Source organism: Arthrobacter sp. P1_D12, assembly GCF_056406175.1.
The window spans coordinates 120293-142436 of record NZ_JBFUAR010000015.1 but is presented as its reverse complement, the minus strand read 5'-3'; the positions used below and the strand labels follow the sequence as shown (position 1 = coordinate 142436).

Sequence of the window (22144 nt, the reverse complement as noted above, 5' to 3'; positions counted from 1 at the left end):
TGAAGGTTTTCACAAACTACTGTATTCTTGAGATATGGCATCCTCCCTTCAGCTCCAGGACCGTCCCAGGGTACTCGTCGTCGGCGGCGGGTACGTCGGCCTGTATGTAGCCCTCAAACTTCAGAAAAAGATCGCGAATGCCGGTGGCATCGTCACCCTCGTGGATCCGCTGCCCTACATGACTTACCAGCCCTTCCTGCCGGAAGTTGCCGGCGGCAACATCGAGGCGCGCCACGCAGTCGTCTCGCACCGCCAGCACCTGAAGCAGACGGAACTCATTCAGGGCCGCGTCACCTCGATCGACCACGCCAACCGCACGGCAGTGGTCGCACCCTCCGACGGTGGCGGCACCTTCGAGATTCCCTACTTCGACGTCGTGCTTGCCGCCGGCGCCATCACCCGCACGTTCCCGATCAAGGGCCTCGCGGACAAGGGCATCGGCCTGAAGACCATCGAAGAGGCCGTCGCCCTGCGCAACAAGGTTCTCGAGCGGATCGAGACCGGTTCCCTCATGACGGACCCCGTTGAGCGCGCCCGCGCCCTGACGTTCGTCGTCGTCGGCGGCGGCTTCGCCGGCATCGAGTGCATCACCGAAATGGAAGACCTGGCCCGCGCCGCGGTCAAGAACAACCCGCGCATCAAGCAGGAGGAAGTCCGCTTCGTCCTGGTCGAGGCGATGGGCCGCATCATGCCCGAGGTCACGGCATCTCAGGCCGAATGGGTCGTCGAGCACCTCCGCAGCCGCGGCATCGAGGTCCTGCTGAACACCTCCCTCGACAACGCCGAGGGTTCCCTGAAGCTCATCAACCTCCCGGACAAGAGCCCGGCCCAGGAATTCGAGACCGACACCCTGGTCTGGACTGCCGGTGTGCAGGCCAACCCGATGGTCCGCTCCACCGACTTCCCGCTCGAGCCGCGCGGCCGCGTCCGTGTCCTGGCCGATCTGCGCATCGCAGGCGACGAGGGCATCATCGAGAACGCCTGGGCAGCCGGCGACGTCGCTGCCGTCCCCGACCTCACGGGCAGCGGCCTGCCGGACGGCACGTGCGTGCCGAACGCGCAGCACGCGCTGCGCCAGGCCAAGCGCCTCGCCAAGAACCTGTGGGCCTCCCGCTGGGACAAGCCGCTCAAGGATTACAAGCACAAGAACCTGGGCGCCGTCGCCGGCTTCGGCGAATGGAAGGGCGTGGCGAACATCAACCTGCTTGGCCGCATCGGCCTCAAGGGCCCGCTGGCCTGGCTGGCACACCGTGGCTACCACGGCATGGCCATCCCCACCGTGGAGCGCAAGATCCGCGTGATCTCCGGCTGGATCTGGGCCTTCTTCCTGGGCCGCGACACCACGCAGCTGATGGATCTGGACAACCCGCGCGGCGCCTTCGTGGCCGCAGCGACGCCGGCCCCGAAGCCTGCCGCTGCTCCCGTTGCCGGCACGCCTGCGGATGCTGCCAAGAACGACGCCGCGAAGAACGGCACTGCCAAGAACGACACCAAGGAAGCTGTTCCGGCCGACTCCAAGTAGCCTGATCTGAGCCTTCGACGGCGGCCGTCCCCCTCAGGGGGAGCGGCCGCCGTTTTCGTGGCGGGCAGCCGCCTCAGGACGCCGGGAGCAGACCGGAGCGCGGGGCCCGCGCCTAGACTGGCTCCATGACAGCTGAAAAGGACCTGCACGCCCTCCTGGCCACCATGCACCCCGAACTGCGCGAGGGCGAATACGTCTACGCCCTGTGGCCGCACGGCAAGCCCCTGGCCGGGGCCATTGCGGCCGCCGTCCGTGAGGCGGAAGGGCTGACCGTCGTGCTGCCGCGGAACGAAGCGGACAGCCTGGGGCTCTCCTGCGATTTCGTCGCGGCCTGGATCACGCTCCAGGTGCACTCTTCGCTGGAGGCGATCGGCCTCACGGCAGCCGTCAGCGCGGCCCTGACCGAGGCGAAGATCAGCTGCAATGTCCTTGCCGGCTTCCACCATGACCATCTGCTGGTGCCGGTGGCGGACACCGAACGGGCGCTGGAGGTACTGCACGAGCTCGTCGCGGCCAACGGGGTGCACAAACCGGCGCCGGAACTGGTGCTGCGCAGCGAGGAACCGGCGGACCGTCCCGCCATCCTCGCCCTCACCGCCGCCGCGTTTGCCATCTCGCCCGCCACCGGAGAGCACATCGACGGCGAACCCGAAGAAGTGAGGCTGCTGGCGCGGTTGTTCGAGTGCCAGGAATACCTGCCGGCGTTCAGTATCGTGGCCGAACTCGACGGCGAAATCGTGGGGCATGTGATCAGCACCCGCGGATGGGTGGACGGGCTGGAGCTGCTCGGCCTCGGGCCGATCGGGGTGGTGCCGCGGCTGCAGCGCCACGGCATCGGCACCGCGCTCATGAACGAGACTGTGGCGCGGGCCAACACCGCGGGGGAGCGGGGCATAGCCCTGCTGGGCAGTCCCGAGTACTACTCCCGCTTCGGCTTTGTTCCGTCCACCTCGCTCGGGGTGGCGCCGCCGGAGGCAGGCTGGGCCGCGCACTTCCAGTTGCTGCCGCTGGCCGTCTGGCCCGGCGGCGTGAGCGGCACCTTCCGCTATTCGGAGCCTTTCGCGGACTGATCCGCCCGGCGACGGGATACCATTGACCGGGCGCCCCAGTAGCCCAATTGGCAGAGGCAGCGGACTTAAAATCCGCGTGTTGTGGGTTCGAGTCCCACCTGGGGCACAAACGAAAAGACCCCCGATTCCTTTAAGTTCAAGGGGAACCGGGGGTCTTTACCCGTCGCAGACCACGGAGGGGCGCCCGGGCCTTGGTGGCTATTTGGAGGCCTAAGACTTTGGCCGCGTAGAACCACACCTGACGGCCACGGTCACGATCGAGAAGGCAGACCTATGATGCTCACCTTACTTCTTCGCAACAGCGCCCCCTAAGTGTTGGGTCTGGTGGTCAGTTGGGTGCTTACGCTACTGCCGTGCTGTCGCGTGCGGCTAGGATTGATGGCGTCTTGTCTAACCGCAGTCTCGAAGCGTAGGTCTTAAATGAGTGATTTCCAACCCATCAAAGTGGCAGTCTTTGGGAGCTGCGTAACGCGAGACAACTTGAATAGGACCTTCAACCCCGGATACAAGGACCTGTTCGACTGCGTTGCGCTGGCCGACCACGTGTCCATGGTCAGCCTCATGAGCGAGCCCATCGACGTGGACCCCGAAATGCTGGACGGGCTGGCGCCCCGAAACTTTAACAACTTGCAGCGGGAGTTCTCTCGGGCGTATCTGGCAGAACTAAAAGAGGCCCAGCCCGAATACCTCATTATGGACTTCTGGCCAGACCTGATCTTTGGTTTTGCCCGACTCGGCACTGGCCAGCACATAACCAACAACGCGTGGTCCACCGTTAACACAGCCTTCTACAAGTCCCAGGACGTTGATGTGTACCGCATCCAGAGCCAAACTGACGCCTTTATGGAAGCGTGGACCGACGCAATTGACCGCTTCATGACCTACGTAAAAGAGATATGCCCGCAAACGCGAGTCATCGTTCATCGTTCACGCAACGTGGCGACGTGGGTGGACAAATCCGGCGCCACCCACGAGTTCAACCCGTGGGCTGTGTCCATGAACTCGCATTGGGACGCGATGGACGACCACCTAGCCGCGAATTTCGACGTCGACTGTATTGACGTGATGCCTGACGGTCTCCAAAGCTTCGAAGGTCATCCCTGGGGCAAGTTCCCCGTTCATTACACGTTCAACTACCATGCGTTGTTCTTGACGCGACTTGCCAAAATCGCGCTGCGCGACCGAAGCTTAGATTCAATCCCACAGGATCCGACGCGAACCCCTAGGCATAGAGCAGATTAACCGTAACCGCAGCCTGGATTGCCCGATGGCATCGTTCACCCTCGACGGGGAAACCTACGAGTACCTCCGGCCCGATCCCGCTCACCCCGCGGAGGAGTCGCTCTCGTGGGAGGACGGTAGCTACCCGAAAGTCGTGGCGAGCGTCTCCCGCTGGCGGGCAGTGCCACAGTGGACGTCTACGCCGTCGCCGTAAGGGGGACCGTCCTACGTCCTCGTCTCCTGGTGCGACGACGCCGGCCACACACTGGGCGGTGTTCCCGTCCCGGGGAGCCGTTCCGGGCCGTCGCCCCCGACAAAACAGCCGTCGCAACCGTCCAGATTTCCTCTATGCAACGAGTGTTATAAGGATGTGACCGTAGTCACTTATTTTCACGTCGAAATTGCACTAGCTTGAAGTGGAATCAGGAACACCTGATCTTTCGCGTCAAAGGCCGTTCGCACCTTTAGATCGAGGAGCTTGTACATGACTTCACTCCCCCGGGTTGCGCCCCGCGTCGCTAAGCTCACCGTGCTTAGCCTCGGCGTCGCCCTTTTGGCTACGGCTTGTGGCGGGTCACCCGCCCCGAGTTCGTCGGGATCCAGCTCAGCCGCGGCCGCGGGAATCGCGTGCCCGGCACCCAGCGCCACCGGTGGCGGTACCAGCGCCGCCGGCGAAACGGGCACTGTGCCCGCTTCGGCCACCACCACCCCCACGCCCCTGAAGATCGGCTCGCTCCTGCCGACGACGGGTTCGCTGGCCTTCCTCGGCCCGCCCGAAATTGCAGGTGTTAACCTCGGCATCAAGGAGGTCAACGATGCCGGCGGCGTCCTGGGCAAGCCGGTAGAGGTCATCCACCGTGACTCCGGCGACACCAAGACCGACATCGCCACCCAGTCCACCACGGCACTGCTCGGACAGGGCGTCAGCGCAATCGTCGGCGCCGCCTCCTCGGGTGTCTCCAAGACCGTGATCAACCAGATCACCGGTGCCGGCGTCGTCCAGTTCTCCCCGGCCAACACCTCCCCGGACTTCACGGCGTGGGATGACAAGGGCCTCTACTGGCGCACCGCGCCCTCGGACGTGCTCCAGGGCAAGGTCCTCGGCAACTACATGGCCACCTGTGGCGCCCAGACTGTCGGCATGATCGTCCTGAACGACGCCTACGGAACCGGCCTTGCAAAGAACGTCCAGGCAGCTTTCGAGGCGGCCGGCGGCAAGGTTGTTGCCCAGGAGCTGTTCAATGAAGGCGATTCCCAGTTCAGCAGCCAGGTGGACAAGGTTCTGGCCGCCAAGCCGGATGCCATTGCCCTGATCACCTTCGACCAGGCCAAGAGCATCGTTCCGCTGATGACGGGCAAGGGCGTCAAGCCGACCCAGATCTTCATGGTGGACGGCAACATGTCCGATTACAGCAAGGACTTCCAGGCAGGAACCCTGAAGGGCGCCCAGGGCACCATCCCGGGTACCTTCGCCAAGGAGGACTTCAAGAAGAAGCTCCTGGGGATTGACCCGGCGCTGAAGGACTACAGCTACTCCGGCGAGTCCTACGACGCAGTGAACCTGATCGCACTGGCTGCCGAGGCCGCCAAGAGCACCAAGGGCACCGACATCGCAGCCCAGCTCAAGGCTGTCTCTGAGGGTGGAGAGAAGTGCAACACCTTCCCCTCCTGCGTCACCCTGCTCCGCAACGGTAAGGACATCGACTACGACGGCCAGTCCGGCCCCGTAACGTTCTCCGACGCCGGCGACCCGACGGAAGCCTACATCGGCATCTACGAGTACCAGGATGACAACACCTACAAGCCGGTCAAGGAGGAATTCGGCAAGCTGTAAGCCGCTTCCCCCGACTAACAGAAGACCCCCGTCCAGTCCGGACGGGGGTCTTTTGTGTGCGGGGGAGAGCGGGGGCGGAGCGTCAGGACCGCGGAACCGGACGCGGTTGCGGAACCGGATTTGCGCTGTGGATTCGGACAGGGGCGGCGTGGATCCGAGGTGCGCCGGTCCCAAACCGCCGTGAAAACGTGGCTCAAACGAAGGGCGACGGAGGCAGGCGCTTGTGAAACGCCGTTGTTGGGGGGCCCGCCGGGTGGGCCCACGGCGGCAGGGATCCCTGCCCGAGCTAGCGAGGGGAGGGGGCCGCCGGGTGGGCCCACGGCGGCAGGGATCCCTGCCCGAGCTAGCGAGGGGAGGGGGCCGCCGGGGAGGGACGAGCGCAGGCGCCGAGCAAGCGGCAGCAGAGGCGACCGGAGGTGACTGGAGATGCCGTGGGGCCACGGAATGTTGTAGCCCGCCGCCGGGCACGCAGAAGGGCCGCCACCGGCTGGTGACGGCCCTTGCGGGGAGATACTGCCCGGAGCGCTATTCGACAGTGTCTGCGAGTGTCCCCAGATAGAGCTGGATGACCTTGGGATCCTTCATGAGCTCCCGGCCAGTACCGGTGTACGCGTCCTTGCCCTGGTCCAGCACGTAGGCGCGGTCGCAGATCTGCAGGCAGCGGCGCGCGTTTTGTTCCACCATGATGACGGAGACGCCGGCCCGGTTGATCTCGTGGACCCGGAGGAAGGTCTCATCCTGCTTGACAGGGGAGAGGCCCGCGGAGGGCTCATCGAGCAGCAGAACGGCCGGGTCCATCATGAGGGCCCGTCCCATGGCGACCATCTGGCGTTCGCCGCCGGAGAGCGAGCCGGCACGCTGGGCGCGCCGTTTGGCGAGCTCCGGGAACAGTTCGGAGACAAAGTCGAACCGTTGGGCGAAGTCCTTGGGCCGCTGGAACATGCCCATCTGCATGTTTTCCTCGATGGTCAGGGCGGCGAACACGTTGTTGTTCTGCGGAACGAAGCCGACGCCCTTGCTGACCAATTTGTTGGCCTTGAGCCCGGTGATGTCCTGCCCGCGGACCACCACCGAGCCGGAGTGGACCTTGACCAGGCCAAACATGGCCTTCAGCAGCGTGGACTTGCCGGCGCCGTTGGGGCCGATGATGCCGATCAGCTCACCCTTGCGGGCCTCGATGCTGCAGCCGTTGAGGATATTGACGCCGGGGATGTAACCAGCCACCAGATCGGTGACCTTCACGACCGAGTCGCCATCGAAGGCGGGCTGGGCGGCCGGTGCCGCGCTGGTGGCGCTCATTCTTTGTCCTTCTCTGTGCGGTTTGGCTCTTCGGCGCGGTTCGGCTCTCCGGCGCTGCGGCGGCCGCGCGTCGTCCCGTTCGCCGCCTCCTCCGCCTCGGTGGTGAGGACGTCGGCGGAGATGATGCCGGCGTTTTCAGTGCCGACAATCGATTCCTCGTCGGCGACCAGCTCCGCGGCCAGTTCCTTGATGCCCTCGGCGTCGCCGAGATCGACGTCGTGGTGGGCGCCGAGGTAGGCGTCGATCACGGCGGGGTTCTTCATGACTTCGGCGGGAGGCCCTTCGGCCACGATCTTGCCCTCTGCCATCACCACCACCCAGTCGGCGATATGGCGGACCATGTTCATGTCGTGCTCGACGAACAAGACGGTCATGCCCTCGGCCTTGAGGTTCTTGATGTGGTCCAGCAGCGACTGCGTCAGCGCAGGGTTGACGCCGGCCATCGGCTCGTCGAGCATGACCAGCTTGGGCCGCACCATGAGGGAGCGGGCCATTTCCAGCAGCTTCCGCTGCCCGCCGGACAGCGACGCCGCGTAGTCGTCCCTCTTGGCGTCCAGTTTGAACTTCTCCAGCAGCACGTTGGCTTCCTGGGTGATCTTCTTTTCCTGGCCGCCCCAGATGCCCTTGAACAAAGCCTTGGACAGGCGTTCGCCGGACTGGCTGGAGGCGCCGAGGCGCATGTTCTCCATGACGGTGAGCTTGCCCATGACCTTGGTGAGCTGGAACGTGCGCACCATCCCCATCCGGGCAACCTTGTACGAGGAGACGCCGGCGATGTTGTTGCCCTCGAACTGCCATGTACCCGAGTTCGGGGTATCGAATCCCGTCAGCAGGTTGAACAAGGTGGTCTTGCCGGCGCCGTTGGGGCCGATCAGTGCGGTGATCTTGTGCCGCGGGATCTCGAGGTACTGGACGTCGACGGCGTTGATGCCGCCGAAGGTGCGGGTGACGTTTTCTGCCACCACGATCGGATCACGCTTCTTGCAACCGGGCGCGATCTCGCCGGCGGCGATCGGACGGTTGTCCGTCATGTAGTCGATCTCTTCCGATGTGCGGGGTTCGTCCCGTGACTCTTCGCTTGGAATGCTCATGCGAATGCCAGCTCCTTCTTATTGCCGAGAACGCCCTGGGGCCTGAAGATCATCAGCAGCATGAGCGCCACGCCGACCAGGATGTAACGCAGCTGCCCGGCCTGGACCGTGTTCAGCCACGTGATGGTGCCGGACTCGATCAGGCCGTAGAGGATGCCCTGGGTGAGCGAGAGCACCACCCAGAAGATCATCGCGCCGACCACCGGGCCGAGCACAGTGCCGAGCCCGCCGAGCAGCAGGCAGGTGTAGAGGAAGAACGTCAGTTCCGTGCCGTAGTTGGCAGGCTGCACCGCACCGCGGGGAATCGTGAAGATCATGCCTGCCAGGGCACCGAGCGCGCCGCCGATGATCAGGGACTGCATCTTGTAGGCGTACACGTTCTTGCCGAGCGAGCGGACGGCGTTCTCGTCCTCGCGGATGCCCTTGAGTACCCGGCCCCAGGGGCTTCGCATCAGCAGCCAGACCAGGGTGCAGAAGAGGGCCACAACTGCCCAGGCGACCACCCGGATGAAGAAGTCGCGGTTGTTCATGCCAACGTACGTCCCCGGCGGGAAGGGGTTCATGGCGTAGAAATCGCCCTCGAAGGCGGCCAGGCCGTTGGCCGAGCCGGTGATGGCGGTCAGCTGGTTGGTCGTGACGATGTAGCGCACGATTTCGGCCGCCGCGATGGTCACGATGGCCAGGTAGTCCGCCCGCAGCCGCAGCGTCGGGATGCCCAGCAGCAGGGCGAAGATGGCGGAGGCGACGACGGCGATGAGCAGTCCGACGAAGAACGGCACATGGAACGTCAGGGTGGAGATGGCGAAGCCGTAGGCTCCCACTGCCATGAAGCCGGCCTGGCCAAAGTTGAGCAGGCCGGTGTAGCCGAAGTGAACGGCGAGGCCGAGTGTGGCCAGCGCGTAGGCAGCTGTCGTCGGGCTGAACAGTTCGCCGGCGGCGCTGGAGAAAATGAATCCGAAGTCCATGGCTGTCTCCTAACCCACGCGCTCTTTGCGGCCCAGAATGCCCTGAGGGCGGAACAAGAGGACAACAATCATGATGAACAACGCTCCCACGTATTTGAGGTCGGCTGCGAGGCCGAACACGGTGGTCAGCTCAACGAAGATGCCGACGATGATGGAACCGACCAGGGCGCCCCAGACTGTGCCGAGGCCGCCGAGGGTGACGCTGGCGAAGATGAGCAGCAGGATCTGCGAGCCCATGTCGAAGGTGACGCCGGGACGGTAGTAGGCCCAGAGGATGCCGCCGAGGGCGGCGAGCATGCCGCCGACCACCCAAACGATTCGGATGACGGAGTCGACGTCGATGCCGGAGGCCGCGGCCAGCGCCGGGTTGTCGGCCACCGCACGGGTGGCCTTGCCGAGGCGGGTCTTGAGCAGGACGACGCCGAGGGCGGCGATCACGACGGCGCTGACGAGGAGGGACAAGAGGTTGTTGGGCGAGATGGAGATCGGGCCGATCAGGATTTCCACGCTCTGGGCGAACGGCAGTTGCTGGGTGGCGCCGCCGAAGTAGAACTGGATGATGTAGCGCACGGACAGGGCCAGGCCGATGCTGACGATCATCATCGGAACAAGCCCCGTTCCGCGGCGCCGCAGGGGTTTCCACAGGCCCGCGTCCTGGACGTAGCCGAACAATCCGCCGCCGATGACGGCCAGGAGGACGGCCAGCCAGAACGGCAGGTGCATCTGGTTGAAGGCGAACACCAGTACCGCGCCGAGGGTGACCATTTCTCCGTGGGCGAAGTTGGTCAGGCCGGTGGTGCCAAAGATCAGCGACAGGCCCACGGACGCGAGGGCGAGCAACAGGCCGAAGCTCAGGCCTGCCACCAGCCGGTTGAGCAGGTTTTGCATGAAGTTCTGCTGCTCCACGACAATGCCCTTGCCAAACGTGAAGATGACGGAGAGGTTTGAGGTCTGGCTGAAGGTGACGTTGCGGGGGTTCTCCTGGCCCTCGGCCAGTTTGATGCCCTGCGGAAGCGTGGACTCATCGAGTTTGACCTCGTAGGTTCCCTGGGTGGGGACGCCGATGGTCCAGGCGCCGTTGGCTCCCGATTTCGTGGTTCCCGTGAAATCCCCGCTCGTGGCGGTGATGGTCACCCCGGGGATCGGTGCGCGGTCGTCGCCGCGCAGGAAGCCGCTGATGCTGTTCGTGAACTGGGTGGCCGACGGGGATGGTGTCGGCGAGGGGGTCGTAGCGCTGGACGCCGGGGCCACGATGAGTAGTAGCGCAGCCATGGCGGCGAATACTGCCCCCACAGACCTCAGTAGTCTGCCGCGCCGTCTCTGCGACAGGCCGCTCGTTGTGCTTCTCAAATTGAAAACCTCCACATGGGGGTGCTGTGGGTTGCGCCTTTGCAACCGTTGCGAACGGTCAGGGGACGAGCGTCTGGCACTACGATCATGTGTTGTGATGTCCGTCACCCTGTGTGGCCTATGCTACAGCCCGGGCGACCCAAAGAATGCCGCTGCGAGCAGGGAGAACGTCGCGATCGGGTAACAACCGTGTAGCGCCGCCGACACCTTGGTGTAGCCCAGCTAAAGAAAACTTTTGTTGATTCCGAGTATGCCTAAACAGTGGCCGGCCCGGCCCCCAATTCGCCGGGCCGCCCGGGGCAGGCGCGGGCGGCCGGCCACGTCCGCTCCGGCCCGCGGAACCGGCACCCCCAAGCTTTTTCCAAGCCCGCCAGCATTATGGTGCGAAGAGCGCCGGAACCCGAGTCCGTTCGTCCCGGAATCCGGCCGGCGCCGATGGCAGGGGCCGATCGTGGAGGGCCGACTGATGAACCGGGTGGTTAAGCTGTGCCTCGCGGGTTCGCTTGTACTGGCGATCCTGGGCCTCCCGGCGCTCAGCCTGGGCCCCGAAACCGCCGGGGCGCAGGCCTGCGTTCCCTCCACGGAGGCACTCAGGGACCCCTATCCGGGGATCCAGGCGGCGGCATCCAGCTTCGAGGCAGGCACCCTGGACGGCTTCGGCATTTCCGCGGCCGGGACGGGGAACGCCTCGGTGTCCACCGGGCTCTCGCACTCCGGGAACTGTGCCGCCCTCCTGCACACCACCGCGGTGCCGGGCTCCATCGCCAGGCTGACGGTGGGCCTGACCCCCGGGGCCACGGAGGCATTTGCGGACGGCTGGTTCAACATCGCCGCCGAAGGGATGGCGGGAAACAATGTTCCCTACTTCCGGTTCTTTGCCGGCGGAGTCCGCGTCCTGGATGTTTTCCGGCAGAACATTTCCCATGAACTCGTGCTCCGTACTTCGTCACCCGCAGGGTTCGCCTACACCACCTTGCGGCGGGACGTCCCGACTGACTCCTGGCACCGGCTGGTCATGCACGTGGTCCCCAACGGCCCCGGGACCAACGTCCAAATCTGGTGGGACGGGCGTTCGGTCTACGCCGGCACTGTCAGTATTTCCGCGACGACGCTCGACACGCTCCAGCTTGGCTCCGAACACGATCAGCAAATGGCCGACATCTATATCGACGACGTCATTGTCAACAGCGGCACGGGAACGCCGGCGCCGGTTCCCGGCCCGCTCCCCGAGCCGAAGGGTGCCCCGTCGCAGCGGTTCGACGATTTCCACGGTGACGGACAGTCCGGCCTGCTGGCGGCCGGTGCTGTCACGAGCCGCGCTGTCACGAGCCGCACTCTCGCGAGCCGCACTCTCGCGAGCCGCACCGGGAGGCCGGCGTCCGCGGACATGGTAGGCCTGAAAAACCCGCTGACCTAGATCACGGTTCGGTTGCGGCGGTCCCCGGGGGGAACTATCCCTCCCTGTCAGCCGTGGGAATTGGTAGCGTGACTATATAAAATCCCATTTCGTCTAGTCCGCATCGCACCGGAACATCACCCACCCCCTTATTTTGGAGGACACCCGCAATGGCACATGGCGGAAACCCGATCTTCAGCGGAAAGAATTTCCGCGAAGCCACCCAGGCACCGCCTGCCCCGCAGGCCCCGTACGGTCAGAACCCGTACGGCCAGAACCCGTATGGCCAGACCGCTTACGGTCAGGCCCCGGGCCAGGGCGGGTGGAATTCGGCCCAGCAGGGCATGTCCCAGGAACAGCTCCAGGACCTGTACAACCGCCCGGCGGCCGGGCCGGCTGACATTGGCCGGATGACGTACGACGACGTCATCGTCAAGACCGCCGGGTGCCTCGGCATCCTGGTAGTCGGCGCCGCAGTGGCGCTCGCCGTCCCGCAGGGCACCGGATCCATGCTGATGATCCTCGGAGCCCTCGGCGGCTTCGCCCTCGCAATGGTCAACACCTTCAAGAAGCAGCCGTCACCCGGACTGATCCTGGCCTACGCCCTGCTCGAAGGGTTCTTCCTCGGCGGCCTGACCCGCATCCTTGACAACCTGTTCCCGGGAGTCGGCATCCAGGCCGTCGTCGGGACGCTGTCCGTCTTCGCCGTGACGCTCGTGCTGTTCAAGAGCGGCAAGGTCCGGGCGACGCCCAAGCTCATGCGGTTCTTCATGATCGCCCTGATCGGCTATGCGGTGTTTGCGCTCGTCAACGTCGTCATGATGATGACCGGGGCCGTGACCACGCCGTTTGGCCTGAGCACCAGCGTGGAGATCATGGGTATCCCGCTCGGCGTCTTCATCGGCTTCCTGGCGATCGGCCTGGCCGCCTTCTCCCTGATCATGGACTTCACGTCCATCGAGGCGGCCATCAGCGCCGGAGCCCCGCAGCGCTTCTCCTGGACCGCAGCCTTCGGCCTCACGGTCACGCTGGTCTGGCTCTACGTCGAGATCATCCGGCTCCTGGCCATCCTGCGCGGCGACGACTGACCGGCGTCGTTCCTGAACGACCCTGATTTCCCGCGAGGAGCCCCGCCCGATGGCGGGGCTCCTCTCGCGTATGCGGCTCAGCAGGAAGCCGTCAGCTGAGCCGCTCGAACACAACCGCCATGCCCTGGCCGCCGCCCACGCACAGCGTGGCCAGTCCCAAAGAGGCGTCGCGGGCGCGAAGCCCGTTGATCAGCGTGGTGGTCATGCGTGCGCCGGTCATCCCGAAGGGGTGGCCGAGGGCAATGGCGCCGCCGTGGACATTGAGCATCTTCGGATCGATGCCGAGCTCCCGGGCGCTGGCCACCACCTGGACCGCGAAGGCCTCGTTGAGCTCCACAAGGTCGATGTCCCCGATGGTCAGCCCGGCGATCGTGAGCGCCCGGCGCGTCGCTTCCACCGGCCCCATCCCCATCAACTCCGGGGACAGGGCGCTGACACCGGTGGAGACGATCCGGGCAAGCGGCTCGAGGCCCAGTTCGCGGGCGCGAGAATCACTCATGACCACGACGGCGGCGGCCCCGTCGTTGAGCGGGCACGCGTTCCCGGCCGTCACGGTGCCGTTGCTGCGGAAAACCGGCTGCAGGGCGCCGACCGCCTCTGCTGTCACACCGGGACGCGGTGAATCGTCGCGGTCCACCACCGAGCCGTCGGCGCGGGTATACGGCGTGATTTCGCGGGCGTAGAACCCGGAAGCGATGGCCGCCTCGGCCCGGTTCTGGCTGAGCACCGCCCAGGCGTCCTGCTCTTCACGGGTGATGCCGTAGCTTGTGGCGACGTTCTCCGCCGTCTGGCCCATGGCGATGTACACGTCCGGCATCCGGCCGCCCAGCCGCGGGTCGGTCCACGGCGTGTTGGCGGCCGCGCGGGCCTCGGTGCGTTTCCGGGACGCCTCAAAGCGCGGATTGTGCGTGCTGGCGTCGGTCTCGCCGGCACCGGCCCAGTCCCGGTAGCGGGACACCGCCTCAACCCCGGCGGCCACGAACGCCTGGCCTTCGCCGGCCTTGATGGCGTGGAAGGCCATCCGGAGCGTCTGCAGGCTGGAGGCACAAAAACGGTTGATGGTGGCGGCCGGAACGTTGTCCAGCCCGGCCAGGATGCTGACCACACGCGCCATGTTGGTGCCGGCCTCGCCGCTCGGCTCGGCGCACCCCAGATAGATGTCGTCCAGGCCGTGGCCGGGCCCGGCGGCGGCGTCGAACGCAGGAATCCCGGCGAGGGCCGCCGTGATCATGGCCGCGGCGAGATCGTCCGGCCGTTCGTGTCTCAGGGAACCTTTGAACGCGCGGCCGATCGGGCTCCGGGCAGTAGAAACGATGACAGCTTCTGGCATGCGCCCAGACTACGCCCCGCCTAGGCCAGCCGCATGGCTCCGGCCGCGGGGCTGACGCTGAAGATCTCCGGCGCGGCATACCCGGCCCGGGCGAAGGCACGTTCGACGGCGGAGCGCACCTGTTGCGCCGATCCCGCCGGGGTCAGGGCGATCGCGGAGCCGCCGAAGCCGCCGCCGGTCATGCGGGCGCCGACCGCGCCGGCCGACCGCGCCGTGTCCACGGCAAGGTCCAGCTCCGCGCAGGAGATCTCGAAGTCATCGCGCATCGAGGCATGGGACGCGTCGAGCAGGGGGCCGATGGCGGCCGGGCCCCGGGTGTCCAGCAGCTCCACCGTCTGCAGCACGCGCTGGTTCTCGGTGACCACGTGCCGGAGCCGGCGGAAGGTCTCCTGGTCCAGAAGCCCGCTGGCCTCCTCGAGGTCCTCGAGCCCGACGTCGCGCAGCGCCCGCACGCCAAGGACCTCGGCGGCGAGTTCGCACGACTCCCGGCGGGCCGCATAGCCGCCGTCGGCGTGGGAATGGGAAACCCGGGTGTCGATAACCAGCAGCACCAGTCCCGCGGCATCGGCGTCGAACGGCACCAGCCGGACACTCTGGTCCCGGCAGTCGAGGAAGACGGCGTGGCCGGCCGTGGCCCGGAGCGAGGCGGACTGGTCCATGATGCCGGTCGGCGCGCCGACGAAGTCATTCTCCGCCCGCTGGGTGGCCAGGACCATGTCCTGCACGGAGAGGCCGGCGTCCATGAGCCCGTTCAGCGCCGAAATCACGGCGCATTCGATGGCGTGGGAGGACGACAGGCCGGCCCCTCGCGGAACCTCGGAATCCAGGAGCAGGTCCACGCCGGGAACCTGAAGTCCCCGTTGCTGCAGGGCCCAGATGACCCCGAGCGGGTACTTTGTCCAGCCCCTGGCGCTGGCGCGGGCCAGCGAGCCGGTCTCCGCGGTGGTCAGCCCCTGGTTGCCGAACGTGGAGAGCATCCGCACCGTGGAATCCGGCCGGACCCGGACGGCAACCCGGGCCGCCCGGTCGATGGCGAACGGCAGGACGAAGCCCTCGTTGTAATCGGTGTGCTCGCCGATGAGGTTGACCCGCCCCGGTGCCTGCCACACGCCGTCGGGCCGGGCGCCGAAGACCGTCTCAAACCGGGCGGCGAGCCCGCGGCCGTCCAGGGGTGGATTCATGGCCTGGCTCCTGCGCTGCTGGAATTCATGGGTCCAAGGTATACGGGTTCGCGGGGTTGTTTGTGTGGTGCGGGCTGTACGGTGGTCACCATGGATCTCTCAGCGACACCCCCGGCATCCGGCACTGTATCCGCCGCCAATGACACGATGCGCAGGTACGCGTCCGGCCGGCAGTACGAGCTCCGGCGCGGCGACGCCCTGGCAGTCGTCACCGAACTCGCCGCCGGCCTGCGGCTCTACAGCCGCGGAGACACCGCCCTGACGGAAACCTACGGGGATGCCGACATTGCGCCCGGTGCCACCGGAATCACGCTGGCACCCTGGGCCAACCGGGTGGAGGACGGCGTCTGGCACCTCAACGGCAAGAAGCTGCAGCTGGACATCACCGAGGTCTCCCGCAATAACGCCAGCCACGGTTTGCTGCGGAACTCCTCCTACGATCTCGTGGACGAGGACGAGTTCTCCGTAACCCTGGAGGCGGCGGTTTTTCCGCAGCACGGCTACCCGTTTCTTCTGCGGCACCGGGTCCGCTACGAACTGGCCGAGGACCTGGGGCTGGTGGTGCGCCAAACCCTGATCAACGACTCCCAGGACCGCGCGCCGTTCGTGCTCGGCGCCCACCCGTACCTGCGGCTGGGCGACGTGCCCAGCGAGGACCTCACCGTGAGTGTGGACGCCCGGACCAGGCTGGTCGCCGACGGCCGCCTCATCCCGCGCAGCAGTGAACCGGTCAGCGGCGACTTCGATCTGCGCGGCGGGCGGCCGGTGGGGACCCTGGACCTCGATTCGGCCTACACGGACCTGGAGTTCGACGGCGGCGTCGCCCGGCACACGCTGCGCTCACCCGACGGGCGGACGGTGAGCCTGTGGCAGGACGCGGGTTGCGGGTATGTCCATGTCTTCGTGACGACGGAATTTCCGGGCCGGTCGAAGGCGGTAGCGATCGAGCCGATGACCGGTCCCGCCAACGCGTTCAACAGCGGCGAGGGCCTGCGCTGGCTCGCGCCGGGGGAGCAGTTCTCCATGACCTGGGGCATCTCCGCCTCGCTGGCGGCCGCTGCCGGCTGACGCTATGGGCTGACCCCGCAGGCCGACCCCGCAGGCCGACCCCGCAGGCCGACCCGGCGGGCTGACCCCGGGAACGGCCTCCGGGCCGGCGCCTCGGCCGTCGCCCGGGGCCGTCGCCCCGTGCCGGTTGCTGGCTGCTGGTTTCTGGTTTCCTATTGGGCGTCGCCTACGGAATCATGGGGCTATGACGCCAGCTGAGGACGCCGCACCTGCCACAAGCCCCTCCTATTCCGCGGCCGGGACCGGCGCACGTGCCGGGGCCCGGGTACGGACCGACCGGGAGATCGACCAGGACATTCCCTACGGCGTGCGGATCGCCGCCGCCTGGGCGTGGCGCGGCGGGCTGATCCTGCTCGTGATCGGGCTGCTGGTCTGGCTGCTCAGCCACGTCAGCTTCCTCATCATCCCCGTGATGGTGGCCGCCCTCCTCTCGGGGCTCCTCAGCCCCGCAGTGCGCTGGATGGCCAACCGGCGCGTGCCCAAGGGGCTCGCCGTCGCCATCACGGTGCTCGGCTTCATCGGCCTCATCGTCGGTGCCCTGACCCTGGTCGGGCGCCAGCTCATGCAGGGCTTCGGCGAACTGTGGTCCCAGGCGCTCACGGGCGTGCAGCAGGTACAGACCTGGCTGTCGGAAGGCCCGCTGCACCTAACGGCCGCCCAGATCGACAAGTACATCGAGGACGCCACTGCTGCCCTGCAGAACAACAGCAGCAGCATCCTCAGCGGGGCTCTGACGTTCGGGAGCACCGCCGGGCACTTCGCCGCCGGCCTGGTCCTGGCGCTGTTCATCCTGATCTTCTTCCTGCTCGAAGGCGACAGGATCTGGGCCTTCCTCGTCAGGCTCATGCCCCGGAAGGCGCGCCGGGCCACGGMCGGCGCGGGCCGGCGCGGCTGGACATCCATGGTCAGCTACGCACGCATCCAAATGTTCGTCGCCTTCGTGGACGCCGTGGGAATCGGCGTCGGCGCCGCCATCATCGGCGTGCCGCTCGCGCTGCCGCTGGGCGTGCTGGTCTTCCTCGGCTCGTTCATCCCGGTGGTCGGCGCGCTGTTCACCGGCGCGATCGCCGTGCTGCTGGCGCTGGTCGCCAACGGGCCCGTCAACGCCCTCATCATGCTGGCGATCGTGCTCGGCGTCCAGCAGCTCGAAAGCCACATCCTGCAGCCCCTCGTCATGGGCAAGGCCGTCTCCCTCCACCCCGTCGCCGTGATCCTGTCCGTCGCGGCCGGCTCCTACCTCGCCGGGATCCCCGGCGCCTTGTTCTCCGTTCCGATCCTTGCCGTAGCAAACTCGTCGATTCGCTACATTGCGGGCAGAACGTGGGAACATGATGAAGTGTTGGCAACCGCGGGAGCCGGGGGCGGTTCTGCCCCCGAACCCGGCGCAGACACCACCTTCACAGACGTCCACCTGCCGGGCGCAAACCCCGGCGGCGAGGGCGCCGCACCCAACAGCGGTGCTCCGGGCAGCGATGCCGGACGGGGCACCGACGCCTGATCCAAAGAAGGAGAACAGTTCGTGAATACCCTTGAGAGCCTGCCCGTCACGCTGGACGATGTCCTGGAGGCGCAGAAGCTGCTCGACGGGATTATTACGCGGACGCCCGTGGAATCATCGCGGGCCCTCGGCAGCACGGTCGGCGGCGAGGTCTTCCTCAAGTGCGAAAACCTGCAGCGCGCCGGCTCCTTCAAGGTCCGCGGCGCCTACGTGCGGATGGCCAAGCTCTCCGACGCCGAAAAGAAGCGCGGCGTCGTGGCGGCCTCTGCCGGAAACCACGCCCAGGGCGTGGCTGTCGCAGCCAAGAGCCTGGGCATCAAGGCCCGGATCTACATGCCGCTCGGCGTCGCATTGCCCAAGCTCGCCGCCACCCGCAGCCACGGCGCCGAGGTGGTGCTGCACGGCCACAACGTGGACGAGGCGCTGGCGGAAGCCAAGCGCTACGCCGACGAAAGCGGTGCCGTCTTTGTCCACCCCTTCGATGACGTAGACGTCGTCGCCGGCCAGGGGACGGTCGGGCTGGAGATCCTTGAACAGGTCCCCGACGTCGACACCATCCTGATGGGTGTCGGTGGCGGCGGACTCCTCGCGGGCGTTGCCGTCGCGGTGAAGGCGCGCGCCAAAGAACTCGGCCGCGAGATCCGCATCATCGGCGTCCAGGCTGAAAACGCCGCCGCCTATCCACCCTCGCTCGCAGCCGACGCCCTCGTCCCGCTCAAAAAGGTCTCCACCATGGCCGACGGCATCGCCGTCGGCCGGCCGGGCCAGCTGCCGTTCAGCATCATCCGCGAGCTCGTCGACGACGTCGTCACCGTCAGCGAGGACGCCCTGGCCCGGGCGCTGATCTTCCTGCTGGAGCGCGCCAAGATGGTGGTGGAACCTGCCGGGGCCGTCGGCGTCGCGGCGCTCATGGAAGGCAAGATCGAAAATCCTGGAACCGTTGCGGTGGTCCTCTCCGGCGGCAACATCGACCCCATGCTGATGCTCAAGGTCATCCAGCGCGGCCTCTCCGCCGCCGGCCGGTACATGACCGTGCGGATGATGCTGGACGACCGTCCGGGCTCGCTGGCCACGATCGCCCGCATCATCGCCGAGAACGACGCCAACGTCACGGGCCTGGACCACACCCGGGTGGGCGGCTCCATCAGCATGGGCGACGTCTCCATCACCGTCAACCTGGAAACCAAGGGCCACGAGCACTGCAGCCAGGTCCTGGCGGCGCTGCGCGCCGAGGGTTTCCAGCCGATCGTGGTGCACTAGGGGCCATGGTGATGGACTCGTTTGGGGGCGGGGAGCCGCGGGAGGGGGAGAGCACCGCGGTGCGGGCCCGCCGGGGACTGCTGGTGGTCGGCTCCTTCGTGGTGCTGCTCTACCTGATCGAGATCCTCAACACCGCACTGTTCCACTCCCTGAACCGCACTTTCGGGCTGCGGCCGCGCAGCCTGGACGGGATCCTGGACATCCTGACCTTTCCGCTGCTGCACTCCAGCCTGGCCCACCTGATGTCCAACACGCTCCCGTTGATCATCTTCGGCTTCCTCGTGTTCCTCTCCGGGCACCGGGTGTTCATCACCGCACTGGCCGCCAGCTGGCTGGCATCCGGGCTCGTGGTGTGGCTCATCGGCGGCGCCAGCGTCACCGTGGGCGCCTCCGGGCTGGTGTTCGGGCTCTTCGCGTTCCTCCTGGTCCGCGGCTTCATCAACCGGAACTGGTGGCAGATCGCCCTGTCCGTGGTGTTGTTCATGGCCTACGGCGGTATCCTGTTCGGAATCCTGCCCACCGTGGCCAGTTTCGTCTCGTGGCAGGCCCACCTGGGTGGGGCTATCGGCGGCATCACAGCCGCGCTGCTGCTGAGCACCAGGCGACCCGGGGCGCTGCCCGCGGGACGCTGACTACCCGGGTAGAGGACACCTCCGGGGAGTCCGGCCAAACCGGCCGGCCCCAGCAGCCCCCGCCAACGGGCGGAAAACACGACGCCGGCCTCCCCGCGAGGGGAGACCGGCGTCGCTGTTATGTCGCTGGTGTCAGCCGGCGTACGGCTTGGCGGAGATGATCTCCACCGTGATGTCCTTGCCGTTCGGGGCGGTGTAGCTGAGCTTGTCGCCCTCCTTGTGGCCGACGATGGCCGCGCCGAGGGGGGACTTCTCGCTGAAGACATCCAGGTCCGAGTCGCCGGCAATTTCGCGGGAGCCGAGCAGGAAGCTCTCCTCGTCGCCGGCAATCCTGGCCACGACGATCATGCCGGGCTCCACGATGCCGTCGTCGGCCGGGGCCTCCCCGACGTGGGCGTCCCGGAGGAGCGCCGTGAGCTGGCGGATGCGGGCCTCGATCTTGCCCTGCTCCTCCTTGGCAGCGTGGTAGCCGCCGTTCTCCTTGAGGTCGCCCTCCTGGCGCGCCGCTTCGATCTTCTGGACGATTTCTGCCCGGCCGGGGCCGGAAAGGTTGTCCAGCTCTGCCTTCAGGCGGTCAAAAGCTTCCTGGGTAAGCCAAGCCGCAGTTGCGCTGTTGGTGGTAGACACGGACTTCTCCTTTGGGTGGTCATACAAGCAAAGACCCCGCCACGGTGGCCACTTTTATGACGCAGTAACCAGCTCAGCGGGGGAAAGGTATTGATCCATTGTAGTCAATCCTGTGGATAAACCAAAGAGGACTGCGGCGTGGATCACACGGTGTTACAGGCGGTGTCCCAGGCGGCCTCGGACGGCTTCACTGTGTGCGCGGCCCGGCACTTGCCGCGGCCTGTGGTCCCGTTATTGTCCGGCGTCGGGAATCCAGCAGCTGTCCACGACGGCGGAGACCGCCTGGGATTCCGTGCGCAGCTGGGCGCGGTGGGCTGTGGTGCGTCCGCCGTCCGTGCCGGCATCGGCCGCGTTCGGTCCGATGTCCACAACCTTCCAGCCCACAATCGCGAACTTCGAGTCCATGGCCTTCACAGCGCATTTCGCCTCCGCTGCCGGGTCCTTCGTGACCTGGAAGTCGATTTCCGTGACCGTGGCGTCGGGGGTGCTGTAGCCGACATCCTTGTAGCTGACGCCGCCGATGGCCGCCGACGTCGAGACCCAGGCTAGAAAGGCAATGCCCACGGCGAGGGCGGCGATCAGGATGTTGCGTTTGACCTTGCGGGACAGCGCGCGCTTTTGGCCGCCGTAACGATTGGATAGGCTGTTAGGTGCCGGCGCGGCAGGCTGGTCCTCGGAAGTCACCAGTCCAGTTTAGTGTGGATCGGACCGGGATATTTCCGGCTGGTCGCACAGACCAAGCCGCACACCAACAGACGCACCCCAACAGGGCAGCACAGCAGAAAGAGGAGCCGTCCCACGATGACAGCATCCCCCAGCCCGTCAGCACCGCTTCGTCTGCTGGCGGTCCATGCTCATCCCGACGACGAATCCAGCAAGGGTGCCGCCACGATGGCGATGTATGCCGCCGCCGGCGTGGAAGTCCTGGTGGCCACGTGCACCGACGGCTCCCGCGGCGACATCCAGAACCCCGCGATGGAGGGGCAACCGCACCCCAAACGCGACATGGCCGGGGCACGCCGGCTGGAGATGGACGCCGCCGCGAACGTCCTCGGCATCCGGCAGCGCTGGCTCGGCTTCGTCGATTCCGGGCTGCCGGAGGGCGACCCCCTGCCGGCCCTGCCGCCCGGGTGCTTCGCCCTGCAGCCGCTGGAGCGGGCGGCCGCGCCGCTGGTCCGGCTGGTCCGGGACTTCAAGCCCCACGTGATCCTCAGCTATGACGAGAACGGCGGCTACCCGCACCCGGACCACATCATGGCGCACCGGGTGGCCGTCGAGGCCTTCGCGGCGGCCGGCGATCCTGCCCGGTATCCGGACGCCGGGGAACCCTGGGAGCCCAGCAAGCTCTACTACGACCGCGCCTTCAGCCCGGACCGTTTCCGTGCCCTCCACTCCGCGCTGGAGGAGGCCGGCCTGCAGTCCCCGTATGCCGAGCGGCTCGCTGCGTGGCTGGAAGCGGACGCCGAGGGGCATACCCCGCCGCCGCCGACACACGCCACCACAACCCAGGTCGAGTGCGGCGATTTCTTCGAAGCCCGCGACGACGCACTCCGCTCACACCGGACCCAGGTGGACCCGGAAGGATTCTTCTTCGCGGTCTCCTCGGCCATGCAGCGCAAGGTCTGGCCGTGGGAGGACTACTCCCTGATCGAATCCCGGATCCCCGTGGATCTGCCGGAAACGGACCTCTTCGCCGGGCTAAGATAGAGACG

Annotated in this window: 20 protein-coding genes and 1 tRNA gene; 13 read left to right on the top strand and 8 right to left on the bottom strand. The window is 66.7% G+C overall.

Going from position 1 to position 22144, the window contains the following annotated elements; all coding sequences use genetic code 11:
- Positions 1-34 precede the first annotated feature (34 nt).
- The 6 genes from AC1DZV_RS13145 to AC1DZV_RS13120 all read left to right on the top strand — a co-directional run bounded on the left by AC1DZV_RS13145 (position 35) and on the right by AC1DZV_RS13120 (position 5647).
- Positions 35-1522: an NAD(P)/FAD-dependent oxidoreductase gene (locus tag AC1DZV_RS13145; protein WP_028277356.1), complete on the top strand. Its 1488-nt coding sequence runs from the start codon at positions 35-37 to the stop codon at positions 1520-1522.
- 125 nt (positions 1523-1647) lie between these two features.
- Positions 1648-2592, top strand: coding sequence for an N-acetyltransferase (locus tag AC1DZV_RS13140; RefSeq protein ID WP_476953869.1), 945 nt, complete (start codon positions 1648-1650; stop codon positions 2590-2592).
- Positions 2593-2624: 32 nt separating this feature from the next.
- Positions 2625-2698: transfer RNA gene (locus AC1DZV_RS13135), tRNA-Leu, on the top strand.
- 314 nt (positions 2699-3012) lie between these two features.
- Complete coding sequence (locus AC1DZV_RS13130; protein ID WP_476950387.1) at positions 3013-3834, top strand: DUF6270 domain-containing protein; 822 nt, start codon at positions 3013-3015, stop codon at positions 3832-3834.
- Between the two features lie 25 nt (positions 3835-3859).
- Positions 3860-4027 carry a hypothetical protein gene (locus AC1DZV_RS13125; RefSeq protein ID WP_476953868.1) on the top strand — a complete coding sequence of 56 codons (168 nt, stop codon included), beginning with the start codon at positions 3860-3862 and terminating at the stop codon, positions 4025-4027.
- Between the two features lie 270 nt (positions 4028-4297).
- Positions 4298-5647, top strand: a complete 1350-nt coding sequence (locus AC1DZV_RS13120) for an ABC transporter substrate-binding protein (RefSeq protein ID WP_476950389.1) — start codon at positions 4298-4300, stop codon at positions 5645-5647.
- Positions 5648-6172: 525 nt separating this feature from the next.
- Here the strand turns inward: AC1DZV_RS13120 and AC1DZV_RS13115 are convergent.
- The 4 genes from AC1DZV_RS13115 to AC1DZV_RS13100 are packed head-to-tail and all read right to left on the bottom strand — an operon-like array spanning position 6173 to position 10274.
- Positions 6173-6946, bottom strand: a complete 774-nt coding sequence (locus AC1DZV_RS13115; protein WP_476849103.1) for an ABC transporter ATP-binding protein — start codon at positions 6944-6946, stop codon at positions 6173-6175.
- On the bottom strand, positions 6943-8037 hold the full coding sequence (locus AC1DZV_RS13110) for an ABC transporter ATP-binding protein (RefSeq protein ID WP_476950390.1): 1095 nt from the start codon (positions 8035-8037) through the stop codon (positions 6943-6945). Before AC1DZV_RS13110 ends, AC1DZV_RS13115 begins: the two co-directional genes overlap by 4 nt.
- Positions 8034-9002 carry a branched-chain amino acid ABC transporter permease gene (locus AC1DZV_RS13105; protein WP_476950391.1) on the bottom strand — a complete coding sequence of 323 codons (969 nt, stop codon included), beginning with the start codon at positions 9000-9002 and terminating at the stop codon, positions 8034-8036. The genes AC1DZV_RS13110 and AC1DZV_RS13105 overlap by 4 nt, the downstream gene beginning before the upstream one ends.
- 9 nt (positions 9003-9011) lie before the next feature.
- A complete protein-coding gene (locus AC1DZV_RS13100; RefSeq protein WP_476950392.1) occupies positions 9012-10274 on the bottom strand; it encodes a branched-chain amino acid ABC transporter permease in 1263 nt (420 codons plus the stop codon).
- 529 nt (positions 10275-10803) lie between these two features.
- Here AC1DZV_RS13100 and AC1DZV_RS13095 point away from each other — a divergent pair.
- Positions 10804-11769 (top strand): hypothetical protein, encoded by a 966-nt coding sequence (locus tag AC1DZV_RS13095; RefSeq protein WP_476953867.1) that lies wholly within the window; start codon positions 10804-10806, stop codon positions 11767-11769.
- A gap of 149 nt (positions 11770-11918) precedes the next feature.
- Positions 11919-12836, top strand: a complete 918-nt coding sequence (locus AC1DZV_RS13090) for a Bax inhibitor-1/YccA family protein (protein WP_476953866.1) — start codon at positions 11919-11921, stop codon at positions 12834-12836.
- A 91-nt stretch (positions 12837-12927) separates the two neighbouring features.
- Here AC1DZV_RS13090 and AC1DZV_RS13085 read toward each other — a convergent pair whose 3' ends face one another.
- On the bottom strand, positions 12928-14166 hold the full coding sequence (locus AC1DZV_RS13085; RefSeq protein WP_476953865.1) for an acetyl-CoA C-acetyltransferase: 1239 nt from the start codon (positions 14164-14166) through the stop codon (positions 12928-12930).
- Between the two features lie 20 nt (positions 14167-14186).
- The gene (gene galK / locus AC1DZV_RS13080) at positions 14187-15347 is read right to left on the bottom strand and encodes a galactokinase (protein WP_476953864.1); all 1161 of its coding nucleotides are present in this window, start codon (positions 15345-15347) and stop codon (positions 14187-14189) included.
- A gap of 90 nt (positions 15348-15437) precedes the next feature.
- Here galK and AC1DZV_RS13075 point away from each other — a divergent pair, with 90 nt between their 5' ends.
- The 4 genes from AC1DZV_RS13075 (at position 15438) to AC1DZV_RS13060 (ending at position 19805) form a co-directional block, all read left to right on the top strand.
- Positions 15438-16415, top strand: a complete 978-nt coding sequence (locus AC1DZV_RS13075; protein WP_476953863.1) for an aldose 1-epimerase family protein — start codon at positions 15438-15440, stop codon at positions 16413-16415.
- A 184-nt stretch (positions 16416-16599) separates the two neighbouring features.
- Positions 16600-17913, top strand: a complete 1314-nt coding sequence (locus tag AC1DZV_RS13070) for an AI-2E family transporter (RefSeq protein WP_476953862.1) — start codon at positions 16600-16602, stop codon at positions 17911-17913.
- A gap of 21 nt (positions 17914-17934) precedes the next feature.
- Positions 17935-19173, top strand: coding sequence for a threonine ammonia-lyase (gene ilvA, locus AC1DZV_RS13065; RefSeq protein ID WP_028277367.1), 1239 nt, complete (start codon positions 17935-17937; stop codon positions 19171-19173).
- Positions 19174-19178: 5 nt separating this feature from the next.
- The gene (locus AC1DZV_RS13060; RefSeq protein WP_028277368.1) at positions 19179-19805 is read left to right on the top strand and encodes a rhomboid family intramembrane serine protease; all 627 of its coding nucleotides are present in this window, start codon (positions 19179-19181) and stop codon (positions 19803-19805) included.
- A gap of 132 nt (positions 19806-19937) precedes the next feature.
- Here the strand turns inward: AC1DZV_RS13060 and greA are convergent, their stop codons facing one another.
- Positions 19938-20432, bottom strand: a complete 495-nt coding sequence (gene greA, locus AC1DZV_RS13055; RefSeq protein ID WP_028277369.1) for a transcription elongation factor GreA — start codon at positions 20430-20432, stop codon at positions 19938-19940.
- A gap of 231 nt (positions 20433-20663) precedes the next feature.
- On the bottom strand, positions 20664-21116 hold the full coding sequence (locus AC1DZV_RS13050; RefSeq protein ID WP_028277370.1) for a DUF4307 domain-containing protein: 453 nt from the start codon (positions 21114-21116) through the stop codon (positions 20664-20666).
- A gap of 117 nt (positions 21117-21233) precedes the next feature.
- Here AC1DZV_RS13050 and mca point away from each other — a divergent pair, with 117 nt between their 5' ends.
- A complete protein-coding gene (gene mca / locus AC1DZV_RS13045; RefSeq protein WP_459384182.1) occupies positions 21234-22139 on the top strand; it encodes a mycothiol conjugate amidase Mca in 906 nt (301 codons plus the stop codon).
- Positions 22140-22144 lie beyond the last annotated feature (5 nt).